At 60.5% G+C, this 12,083-nt stretch carries 6 protein-coding genes; all 6 read left to right on the plus strand.

The features are described 5' to 3' along the window. Positions 1 to 1,368, plus strand: a complete 1,368-nt coding sequence (locus IAI51_RS13835) for a TolC family outer membrane protein (RefSeq protein ID WP_187678997.1) — start codon at positions 1 to 3, stop codon at positions 1,366 to 1,368. Positions 1,369 to 1,489: 121 nt separating this feature from the next. Further along, on the plus strand, positions 1,490 to 4,441 hold the full coding sequence (locus IAI51_RS13840; protein WP_187678998.1) for an autotransporter serine protease: 2,952 nt from the start codon (positions 1,490 to 1,492) through the stop codon (positions 4,439 to 4,441). Positions 4,442 to 4,482: 41 nt separating this feature from the next. Further along, entirely contained in the window at positions 4,483 to 7,569 is a 3,087-nt protein-coding gene (locus IAI51_RS13845; RefSeq protein ID WP_187678999.1) for an autotransporter serine protease, read from the plus strand. Positions 7,570 to 7,631: 62 nt separating this feature from the next. Beyond that, positions 7,632 to 9,320 carry a polyurethanase gene (locus IAI51_RS13850; protein ID WP_187679000.1) on the plus strand — a complete coding sequence of 563 codons (1,689 nt, stop codon included), beginning with the start codon at positions 7,632 to 7,634 and terminating at the stop codon, positions 9,318 to 9,320. Positions 9,321 to 9,529: 209 nt separating this feature from the next. Beyond that, complete coding sequence (locus tag IAI51_RS13855) at positions 9,530 to 11,383, plus strand: polyurethanase (protein WP_187679006.1); 1,854 nt, start codon at positions 9,530 to 9,532, stop codon at positions 11,381 to 11,383. Positions 11,384 to 11,639: 256 nt separating this feature from the next. Next, positions 11,640 to 12,014 (plus strand): hypothetical protein, encoded by a 375-nt coding sequence (locus IAI51_RS13860; protein WP_187679001.1) that lies wholly within the window; start codon positions 11,640 to 11,642, stop codon positions 12,012 to 12,014. The last annotated feature ends 69 nt before the right edge of the window (positions 12,015 to 12,083 follow it).

The raw sequence follows: 12,083 nt of genomic DNA on the forward strand, positions 1-12,083 counted from the left end.
ATGTCCGGCTGTATGAATAAGCTTTCCATGCTCGGGGCGGCATTGATGCTGCTCGCGAGTCACTCGGCAGTGGCGGCTATGGGGCCGTTCGAGATCTACGAACAGGCGTTGCGCAATGATCCGGTGTTCCTCGGTGCGATCAAGGAGCGTGACGCCGGCCTGGAGAACCGCGCCATTGGCCGCGCCGGGCTGCTGCCGCGAATCGGTTACACCTATAACAAGGGCCGCAATACGTCGAAGGCCACGTCCCTCGATGAACGAGCGCGCAATCGCACGGACGAGCGCAATTACAGCAGTTACGGCTCGGCCCTGACGCTGCAACAACCGTTGCTCGATTACGAAGCCTATGCGGCATATCGTAAGGGCGTGGCGCAGTCGTTGTTCGCTGACGAGAACTTTCGCGGCAAGAGCCAGGAACTGTTGGTACGGGTGCTGGATAACTACACCAAAGCCTTGTTTGCCCAGGATCAGATCGATATCGCCCAAGCGAAGAAGAAGGCCTACGAACAGCAGTTCCAGCAGAACGAGCACATGTTCAAGCAGGGCGAAGGCACGCGCACCGACATTCTCGAAGCCGAGTCGCGCTATGAGTTGGCGACCGCCGAGGAGATCGAAGCGCGCAACGAACAGGATGCCGCGCTGCGTGAACTGGGCGCACTGGTTGGCGCACCTTTCGTGGACATCAGCGATCTGGCGCCGCTGGATCAGAATTTCCAGACCTTCGCGCTGATGCCGGCCAATTTCGACACCTGGCACGAAATGGCGATCAGCAATAACCCGAACCTGGCCTCCCAACGTCAGGCCGTGGAAGTGGCGCGGTACGAGGTAGAGCGCAACCGTGCCGGGCATCTGCCGAAAATCAACGCCTATGCCTCGATGCGGCAGAACGAATCGGAAAGCGGCAACACCTACAACCAGCGCTACGAAACCAACACCATCGGCCTGGAAGTCAGCGTGCCGTTGTATGCCGGCGGCGGGGTGTCGGCCTCGACGCGTCAGGCCAGCCGCAGCATGGAACAGGCCGAGTACGAACTGGATGGCAAGACCCGCGAGACGCTGATTGAACTGCGTCGTCAGTTCAGCGCCTGCCTGTCCGGAGTGAATAAATTACGCGCTTACCAGAAAGCCCTGACCTCGGCGGAAGCGCTGGTGGTTTCGACCAAGCAAAGCATTCTCGGCGGTGAACGGACCAATCTCGATGCGTTGAACGCCGAGCAGCAGTTGTTCACCACCCGCCGCGATCTGGCACAGGCGCGGTACGACTATTTGATGGCCTGGACCAAGTTGCATTACTACGCCGGCACCTTGAACGAACAGGATCTGGCGCGGGTGGATGAGGCCTTCGGACAAGGCCCGAAAACCCGATAACACCGCAAATCCCTGTAGGAACTGCCGAAGACTGCGATCTTTTGACTTTGTGTATTGAAGATCAACAGATCGCAGCCTGCGCCCCAGCGCTTACACAACAATAAGAAAGTGAGTGGTGAACATGGAAGTACGCATCAAGCCGATATCGGTCGGCACCCTGTTGCTCGCAGTTTCCGTTTCCCAGGCCCAGGCTCAATACCTGGAATCCGGTAAACCCGGCGATCCCGCCAGTTGGCGCAGCGCCGAGTTCCTGCGTGACTGGGGCCTTCAGCGCATGCAGGCCGATCAGGCTTACGCGGCGGGCATCACCGGCAAAGGCGTGAAAATCGGCGCTCTCGATTCCGGCTTCGATGCCGCCCATCCCGAGTTCGCCACTGACCGTTATCACCCGGTACTGGCCAGCGGCAGCTACGTTGATGGCTCACCGTTCAACGTCGACGGCACGCTCAACCCCAACAACGATTCCCACGGCACTCACGTGGTCGGCACCATGGGCGCGTCCCGTGACGGCACAGGCATGCACGGCGTGGCGTACAACGCGCAGATCTACGTCGGCAACACCAACAAGAACGACAGTTTCCTGTTTGGCCCCAACCCCGATCCGCGTTATTTCAAAGCGGTGTACGACGCACTGGCCGATGCCGGCGTGCGCGCGATCAACAACAGTTGGGGCAGCCAGCCGCCGGATGTCAGCTACCGCACACTGGCCGACCTGCACGCCGCTTACGCCCAGCACTTCAACAAAGGCACCTGGCTCGACGCGGCGGCCGATGTTTCCCGTCGCGGCGTGATCAACGTGTTCAGCGCCGGCAACAGTGGTTATCCGAACGCCAGCGTGCGCTCGGCGCTGCCGTACTTTCAGCCGGATCTTGAAGGCCACTGGCTGGCGGTCTCCGGGTTGGATCAGAGTAATCAGCAGAAATACAACCAGTGCGGCATCGCCAAGTACTGGTGCATCACCACCCCCGGGGCGAAGATCGACAGCACGATTCCTGATGGCGGTTATGCGATCAAGTCCGGCACCTCGATGTCGGCGCCGCACGCCACTGGCGCACTGGCGTTGGTGATGGAACGTTACCCGTACATGAGCAATCAGCAGGCACTCGAAGTGCTGCTGACCACCGCCACGCAACTCGATGGCTCAGTGACCGATGCACCCACCGAGCGGGTCGGCTGGGGCGTGGCCAACCTGAACCGGGCGATGCGCGGGCCGGGGCAATTGCTCGGGGCGTTTGACGCCAATCTCGCGGCCGGGCAAAGCGATGTCTGGAGCAATGACATCTCCGACAAGGCGCTGATCCAGCGTCAGAGCGAAGACCTCGCCGAACACAGCGCCTGGCAGCAGACCTTGCAAGATAAAGGTTGGCAGAACGGTGTTGCCGCCGGTGCCAGTCAGCAGGATCAGACGGATTATGCCGTCGGTATGGCCCGCGATGCTGCTGCGGCAACCCGGGTTTATCAGGGCAGCCTGATCAAGTCCGGAGCAGGGCGTTTGCTGCTTACCGGGGAAAACACCTATCGCGGCCCGACCACGATCAACGGCGGCCTGTTAAGCGTCAATGGCTCGCTGGTTTCGGCGGTTACCGTCAATGACGGCGGCACCCTGGGTGGCTCCGGACAGATCGGCTCGCTGACCGCCAACAGCGGCGGCCGTGTTGCGCCGGGCAACTCCATCGGTACCTTGAACGTCGCCGGTGACGTCACCTTCGCGCCGGGCTCTACCTACGCCGTTGAATTGTCGCCGACCAGCAGCGATCGCATCGTCGCCGGTGGCACAGCAAATATCAGCGGCGCCACGGTCAGCCTGTCACTGGAAAACAGCCCTACCTTGCTCAGCACCGCCGAGGCGCAAAGCCTGCTCGGCCGTCAGTACGACATCTTGCAAGCAGCCGGTGGCATACAGGGGCAGTTCGGTGCGGTGCTGCCGGATTACCTGTTCATCGGCGGCAGCCTCGATTACGCGGCCAACGGCATTCAACTCGATATCGAACGCAACGCGACGTCCTTCGCCAGCGTCGGCCAAACCCCGAACCAGCGTTCGGTGGCCGCTGCCGTCGAAGGTTTGGGCGCGGGCAACTCAGTCTACGAAAGCCTGCTGCTGTCGGCGGACGCAGCTTCCGCACAACAAGCCTTCCAGCAACTGAGCGGCGAAATCTACCCAGCGATGGGCACGATGCTGATCAACGACAGCCGTCAGCTGCGCGATGCCGTGGGCGAACGCCTGCATGATGCCTCGGCCAAACAAAACAACGGCTGGATCAAGGCACTTGGGGCGTGGGGCTCGACTGATTCAAACCATGACACGGCGGGTTACAGCACCTCACTGGGTGGGTTGTTGGCCGGTGTTGACGGCGCACTGGACGAACAGACCCGCATCGGTCTGGTCACCGGTTACAGCGATAGTTCGTTGAGCATGGGCTCGGGCACGCACTCGTCAGCCAAAGTCGACAGCTACCACCTCGGCGCTTACGCCGGACGCGAGATCGGCGCCTGGCGTCTGAGCACTGGCGCGGCCTACAGCTGGCATCGCGCCGATGTGAAGCGCGATCTGCAATACGGCAACGTCAGCGCCAAACAGAAAGCCAAGGTTGATGCGGCGACCACTCAAGTGTTCGGCGAGGCGGCTTATCGATTGCACCTGCAACCGTTGGCGCTGGAACCGTTCGCCAATCTCGCTTACGTGCATCTGGACACCGAAGGCTTCACTGAGAAGGGCGACGCAGCCGCGCTGAAAAGCTCCGGCGATCAGCGTGATGCGGTGCTCAGCACCCTCGGTGTGCGGGCGATCAAGACCTTCAACCTGTCGGCGCAGCAGACACTGGATGTCAGCGGCCATCTCGGCTGGCAGCACAGCCTGAGCGATATCGATTCTGAGCAGCATCTGCGCTTTGCCAGCGGTGGCACGCCGTACTCGGTGGAGAGTTCGGCGCTGGTCCGCGATGCCGCGCTGGTCGGCGTGCAAGCCAGTCTGGCATTGAGCAAGGACGTGCGGGTCAACCTCAATTACGACGGGCAACTGGCCAATCGCGAGAAGAGCCACGGTGTTGGCTTGAGTCTGAACTGGCAGTTCTGAATAAACGGATTTTTCGCAACATCACTAAGGAAGGTCGCTGGATGAACAACAACAATACCCCCGCGCAAACGGGTGGCCGCTTTGCCCTGAAAACGCTGACTTGCGCCGTGTTGTACGCACTCACCACCATGGGCTCCGCGCACGCTGCGTCCTATGTGGAAAGTGGTCGCACGGGCGATCCGTCGAGTTGGCGCAGCGCCGAATTCCAGGCTGACTGGGGTTTGGGTGCCATCGGTGCCGATCATGCCTACGCTGCTGGCTACACCGGCAAAGGCGTAAAACTGGGCATTTTCGACCAGCCGGTTTACGCCGCGCACCCGGAGTTTTCCGGCAGTAACAAAGTCATCACCCTGGTCACCAGCGGCATTCGCGAATACACCGACCCGTACATTCCGGTGAAAGCCGGGGATGCGTTCCGCTATGACGGTTCGCCCTCGGTTGGCTCTGACGGCAAGCTCGGCGCCCACGGCACTCACGTCGGCGGCATTGCGGCGGGGAGCCGTGACGGCGGGCCGATGCACGGCGTGGCGTTCGGCGCGCAGATCATCAGCGCTGACAACGGCGACCCGGGCCCGGAAGATGGCATCGTTCGCGGTAACGATGGCGCGGTGTACAAGGCCGGTTGGGACGCGCTGATCGCCAGCGGCGCGCGGATCATCAACAACAGTTGGGGCATCGGCATCACCGACCGTTTCGACCTCGGTGGCCGCGACCCTGCGTACCCGCACTTCACCGTCAACGACGCGCAGGTGCAGTTCAACGAGATCCGCACGTTGCTCGGCACCAAACCCGGCGGCGCCTATGACGGCGCCATCGCCGCCGCGCGCAGCGGGATCGTGACGATTTTCGCCGCCGGCAACGACTACAACCTCAATAACCCGGACGCCATCGCCGGCCTCGGCTATTTCGTCCCGGACATCGCACCGAACTGGATCACCGTCGCCGCGTTACAACAGAATCCGGATCTGGCCAGCGCCAATCCGTACATCATGAGTACGTTCTCTTCGCGCTGCGGTTATACCGCGAGCTTCTGCGTCTCGGCGCCGGGTACGAAAATCTACAGCGCGATCATCGAAGGCACCAACGCCGACAACCTGACCACCGGCTACAAAAATTACAACGGCACCTCGATGGCTGCGCCACACGTGGCCGGCTCCATGGCGGTGCTGATGGAGCGCTTCCCGTACATGACCGGCGACCAGGTCGCCACAGTATTGCGTACCACCGCGACCGACCTCGGCGCACCGGGTATCGACGCCTTGTACGGCTGGGGCATGATCAACCTGCGCAAGGGCATTGATGGCCCGTCGATGTTCGTCACCGAGCAGGACATTCCTGAAGAGTTTCGTATTCAGGGGGCGTACGGTTCCGGCCAGTTCGTTGCGGATCTGCCGGGCATCGGCGCGATCATCGATCAGGGCAAACCCACCGAGCGTGTGTGCACCGACATCACTTGCGGCCTCGACACCTGGCGCAACGACATTTCCGGCCACGGCGGTTTGACCAAACAAGGTATCGGCACTCTGGTGCTGACTGGCAACAACACCTACAGCGGCCCGACCCTGGTCAATCAGGGCCGACTGGCCATCAACGGTTCGCTGCAATCGGCGGTCACCGTCAATGACGGCGGCATTCTTGGCGGCAATGGCCGCATCGGTACGTTGTCGGTCAACAGCGGCGGCACCGTGGCGCCGGGCAACTCTATCGGCACCCTGAACGTGGCGGGTGACGTGACTTTCGCGCCGGGTTCGACCTACGCGGTAGAGCTGTCGCCGACCAGCAGCGACCAGATCGTCGCCACTGGCAAAGCAGTAATCGAAGGCGCCACAGTGACCATGTCGCTGGAAAACAGCCCGACCTTGCTGACCACCGGCGAAGTCAAAAGCTTGCTCGGCACGCAATACAACATCCTGCAAGCGGCCGGCGGCATTGAAGGACGCTTCGGCCAGGTACTGCCGGATTATGCGTTCCTCGGCGGCACGCTCGCTTACTCGGCGAGCGGCATCCAGCTGGCGGTGGGGCGTAACGACGCCTCGTTCGCCAGCGTCGGCCTGACGCCTAACCAGCGTGCTGTCGGTGCCGCTGCCGAGCGCTTGGGCGCGGGCAATGCGCTGTTCGAAACCCTGCTGTTGTCGCCAAATGCCGCTTCGGCGCAGCAAGCCTTCCAGCAGTTGTCCGGCGAGATTCATCCGGCCATTGGCACGATGCTGATTAACGACAGCCGTTACCTGCGCGATGCTGTGGGCGAGCGCTTGCGTGAGCGTGATCTGTTCGACGCCAATGCGCCGACTGACGATCGCAGCAACGCCTGGGTCAAGGTGCTCGGTGCCTGGGGCAAAAGCGATGGCGGGCATGACTATGCCGATTCCAACAGTTCCATCGGTGGCTTGCTGGCCGGTGTCGACGGCTTGATCGCTGAAGATACTCGCCTCGGTTTCGTTACCGGTTATAGCGACAGCTCGTTGAGCATGGGCAGTGGCACGCATTCGTCGGCATCCGTCGACAGCTACCACTTGGGTGCCTATCTGGGTCATGAAATCGATGCACTGCGTCTGACCGTTGGCGGCGCCTATAGCTGGCATCGCATCGACGTGAAGCGTGATCTGCAATTCGGCGACGTCAGCGGCAAGCAGAAGGTCAAACGCGATGCGACCACGGCGCAACTGTTCACCGAAGCGGCCTATGACCTGGGGCTGCAACCGATGAACCTGGAGCCGTTCGCCAATCTGGCTTACGTGCACCTGAACAGCGACAGTTTCACCGAGAAGGGTGATGCAGCCGCACTGAAGGGCGGTGAAGACAATCGCGATGCGGTGTTGTCGACCCTCGGTGTCCGCGCCAAGCGCACGTTTGCCCTGTCGGACAAGCATCAACTGGAACTGGGCGCGACGCTGGGCTGGCAGCACAACCTGAGCAGCGTCGACTCTGAAAACCATCTGGCATTCGCCAACGGCAACAGCGCGTTCAACGTGCAGAGCGTGTCGCTGGATCGTGATGCGGCGGTGGTCGGCGTGCGCGCCGGGCTGGCGCTCAATCGCGATGTGCGGGTGAACCTTGATTACAACGGGTTGATCGGTAGCAACGAGAAAGACCACGGTGTGGGTCTGACCCTTGACTGGCAATTCTAAAGGAGTGCTGGCCGTTCCAGAGGGGACTGCCAGCACTTGTTTGATGGAAGAGAGAGCACGACATGGGACTGTTTGATTACAAAAATGCCGATGGCAAAGCGTTGTACAGTGATGCCATCGCCCTGACGCTGTATGCCTACACGCCGACCGGGCAAGCCTTGCCGGGGACTGCCTGGAAGCCGGTCAGCGCGACAGCGCTGGGATACCAAGGCAAGGTCGGTGCGCAGGGCACGTTCTTCGGCGAGAAGGACGGTTTCACCAGCGCCGAAGCCGAAGTGCTCGGCAAGTACGACGCTGCCGGCAAGTTGATCGGTATTGGCATTGCCTTTCGTGGCACCGGCGGGCTGGGTTACAGCGACACCTTCGGCGACTTGAAAAACAATCTGCTGGCCGCCGTCGGGCCTTCTGACTACGCGACTGACTATGCGAAAAACGCCTTCGATAATCTGCTCAAGGTTGTTGCAGCGTTTTCCATCGCCCATGGCATCGCCGCCAAAGACTTGCTGATCAGTGGCCACAGCCTCGGCGGGCTCGGGGTTAACAGCGTTGCGGAGTTGAGCGCGAGCAACTGGGGTGGTTTCTTCAAAGACGCCAACTATGTGTCTTTTGCCTCGCCGACCCAGAGCAGCACCGGCAACAACGTGCTGAACATCGGTTACGAGAACGATCCGGTGTTCCGCGTGCTCGACGGCACCACGTTCAGCACTGCGTCGATGGGCAAGCACGACAAGCCGCATGATTCGACCACCGACAACATCGTCAACTTCAACGACAACTACGCGTCTACCGCGCAGAACCTGGTGCCGTTCAGCATCGTCAATCCGCTGAACTGGTCGGCCCACAGTTCGCTGGGCTATGCCGACGGCTTGAACCGAGTCATCGACTCCAGGTTCTACGGCCTGACCCACAAGGACTCGACCATCATCGTTTCCAACCTTGAGGAAGCGTCCCGGGGTAAAACCTGGGTCGAAGACTTGGGGCGCAGCGGCGAGGCGCACACCGGCAGCACTTTCATCATCGGCACGCAAAGCAACGACTGGCTCAAGGGCGGTGCGGGTAACGACTTCCTTGAAGGCTTGGGCGGTGATGATCGTTTCCGTGATGACGGCGGCTTCAACATCCTGCTTGGCGGCCAGGGCCACAACACCTTCGAACTGCAGAAGCCGTTGCAGAACTTCAGCTTCGCCAACGACGGTGACGGCACGCTGTACGTGCGAGATGCCTATGGCGGCATCAGCATGACCCGCGACATCGGCGCGCTGGTGAGCAAGGAGTCGGGGTCGTGGTGGGGCAGCAAGGAGATCACTTGGGGCGTCACGGCCAAGGGTTTGACCAATGGCAGCGAGCTGACCCAGTACAACCATTCGCTTAGCGGCGATGGCTACGGCAATGCGCTGCACGCCACCAATGACGGCGACTGGTTGTTCGGGCTGGGCGGCGACGACAAGCTGATCAGCGACAAGGGCCATGTGACCTTCGTCGGCGGCGCCGGCAATGATGTGATGACGTCGGTGGGTGGCAACAACACCTTCCTGTTCAGCGGTGCGTTCGGCTTTGATGCCATCAACGGCTATCAGGGCAGCGACAAACTGGTGTTCATGGGCGTCGAAGGCGCGGGGCAGGGCTACGACTACAAGCAGCATGCTTCGCAGTCGGGCGGCGATACAGTGCTGAAGATTGGCGAGTTTGCCGTGACCCTTGTGGGGGTTGGAGTGGCTAACCTGTCGGACTCGAGTTTTGTGTTCGCCTGAACAGTAATCCTGTAGGAGCTGTCGAGTGAAACGAGGCTGCGATCTTTTGATCTTGCTTTAAAGAGCAAAGTCAAAAAATCGCAGCCTTCGGCAGCTCCTACAGTGTCCGCGTTAAGAAGTGTTGTATCGAAATGCTCCGGGGCGTCCCGCGAGGGGCGCCCTGGCTGTGAGCTATCTCTGACAATTCCAACAAAAGAGAGGCAATGGCAATGGGTGTGTATGACTACAAAAACTTCGGTACAGCCGATTCCAAGGCGTTGTTCAGTGACGCCATGGCCATCACGCTGTATTCCTACCACAACCTCGATAACGGCTTTGCTGCCGGTTATCAGCACAACGGCTTCGGCCTGGGCCTGCCGGCCACGCTGGTTACCGCGCTGATTGGTGGCACCGATTCACAAGGCGTTATCCCCGGCATTCCGTGGAATCCCGATTCCGAAAAACTCGCCCTTGAGGCCGTGAAAAAGGCTGGCTGGACGCCGATCACTGCCTCGCAATTGGGTTACGACGGCAAGACCGACGCGCGCGGAACCTTCTTCGGCGAGAAGGCCGGATACACCAGCGCTCAGGTGGAAATCCTCGGCAAATACGACGCCCAGGGCCATCTCACCGAACTGGGCATTGCCTTTCGCGGCACCAGCGGCCCGCGAGAAATCCTCATCGGCGATTCGATTGGCGACGTGATCAACGACCTGCTTGCGGCATTCGGCCCCAAGGACTACGCCAAGAATTACGTTGGTGAAGCGTTCGGCAACCTGCTCAATGACGTGATGGCGTTTGCCAAGGCCAACGGCCTCACCGGTAAAGATGTGCTGGTCAGCGGCCACAGCCTCGGCGGGTTGGCGGTCAACAGCATGGCGGACTTGAGCGGCGGCAAGTGGGGCGGGTTCTTTGCCGACTCCAACTACATCGCCTACGCCTCGCCAACCCAGAGCAGCACCGACAAGGTGCTCAACGTCGGCTACGAAAACGATCCGGTATTCCGCGCCCTCGACGGCTCGACCTTCACCGGCGCCTCGGTCGGCGTTCACGATGCACCGAAGGAATCGGCCACCGACAACATCGTCAGCTTCAACGATCACTACGCTTCGAACGCATGGAATGTGCTGCCGTTTTCGATCCTGAATATTCCGACGTGGATCTCGCACTTGCCGACGGCTTATGGCGACGGCATGAACCGGATCGTCGAGTCAAAGTTCTATGACCTGACCAGCAAGGACTCGACGATCATCGTCGCCAACCTGTCAGACCCGGCGCGGGCCAACACCTGGGTGCAGGATCTGAACCGCAACGCCGAGACCCACAAGGGCAGCACTTTCGTCATCGGCAGCGACGGCAATGACCTGATCCAGGGCGGCAGCGGCAACGACTATCTGGAAGGCCGCGCCGGCAACGACACCTTCCGTGATGGCGGCGGCTACAACATGATCCTTGGCGGGCAGGGCAGCAATACGCTGGACTTGCAGAAGTCGGTGAACACCTTCGACTTTGCCAATGACGGCGCGGGCAATCTATATATCCGTGATGCCAGTGGCGGGATCAGCATCACCCGCGACATCGGCGCCATTGTCACCAAGGAACCGGGTTTTCTCTGGGGGTTGTTCAAGGATGATGTGACCCACAGCGTCACGGCCAGCGGCTTGAAGGTTGGCAACAATGTCACGGCCTATGAGTCGAGCGTGAAGGGCAGCAACGGCGCTGACACGCTCAAGGCTAATGCCAGCGGCGACTGGTTGTTTGGACTCGATGGCAACGATCACTTGATTGGCGGCGCGGGCAACGATGTGTTTGTCGGTGGCGCCGGCAATGATCTGATGGAGTCGGGTGGCGGGGCGGATACGTTCCTGTTCAACGGCGCGTTCGGGCAGGATCGGGTGGTCGGCTTTACCGCTAATGACAAACTGGTGTTTTTAGGTGTGCAGGGTGTGTTGCCGAATGACGACTTCCGCGCTCATGCCACGGCTGTAGGGCAGGATACGGTGCTGAAGTTTGGCGGCGATTCTGTGACATTGGTTGGGGTTGGGCTCAATAGTTTGAGTGGCGATGGCATTGTGATCGCCTGATGTAGATGGGGCGTCTGTAAGGGCGCCATCGCGGGCAAGCTCGCTCCCACAGGATATCTGTCGTTCGCAAGCTTTGTGTACGCCGCAAAACCTGTGGGAGCGGGCTTGCCCGCGATTGAACGATAACTCGGTATCAAAAGTGACTCGTCGGCTACTCTCCGACTCAAACCCTGTGCAATACAGGAAATGCGGCCTAAAGCCAGCACGTGCACACACGTTCTATAGCTAGCCGCCATTGAGCACAGGAGATTCAATCGTGAAAGGTTTCAAGGGGTATGTTGGTGTAGTGGGGCTGGCGCTGTTAGCGGCCAATGCCTGGGCCGATCTGCCTCAAAGCTCGATTCTGAGCCGTTATGGCGTCACCACCGATCAGTTGCCGAGCCCGGCGAAAACCGAGGTGGTTGAACCGGTTGAAGAGAAAAGCCGCTTTCAGATCCAGCCCGAACAACCGTTCGTGACGATTCGTCTGGGTGACGGCAAGCAGCCACAAACCACCGGCAACCTGAGTATTGACCGTATGGCGCAACAGGATCGGGAGCGTTGCCAGCGTTTGCAGGGCGAACTGGCCAAGCGTGGCGGAACGTACTTGAACTGCGACAACAGCATCCCGGGCATGACTGTCGATCAATGATGTTTTTGTAGGAGCTGCCGAAGGCTGCGATCTTTTGATCTTGAACTTGCAAATCAAAAGATCGCAGCC

The organism is Pseudomonas sp. N40(2020) (genome assembly GCF_014472415.1).
Taxonomy (GTDB): domain Bacteria; phylum Pseudomonadota; class Gammaproteobacteria; order Pseudomonadales; family Pseudomonadaceae; genus Aquipseudomonas.

Coding starts and splice junctions, on each gene's coding strand:
- IAI51_RS13845 (WP_187678999.1), top strand. CDS start 4,483: ATGAACAACAACAATACCCCCGCGCAAACGGGTGGCCGCTTTGCCCTG.
- IAI51_RS13850 (WP_187679000.1), top strand. CDS start 7,632: ATGGGACTGTTTGATTACAAAAATGCCGATGGCAAAGCGTTGTACAGT.
- IAI51_RS13840 (WP_187678998.1), top strand. CDS start 1,490: ATGGAAGTACGCATCAAGCCGATATCGGTCGGCACCCTGTTGCTCGCA.
- IAI51_RS13855 (WP_187679006.1), top strand. CDS start 9,530: ATGGGTGTGTATGACTACAAAAACTTCGGTACAGCCGATTCCAAGGCG.
- IAI51_RS13835 (WP_187678997.1), top strand. CDS start 1: ATGTCCGGCTGTATGAATAAGCTTTCCATGCTCGGGGCGGCATTGATG.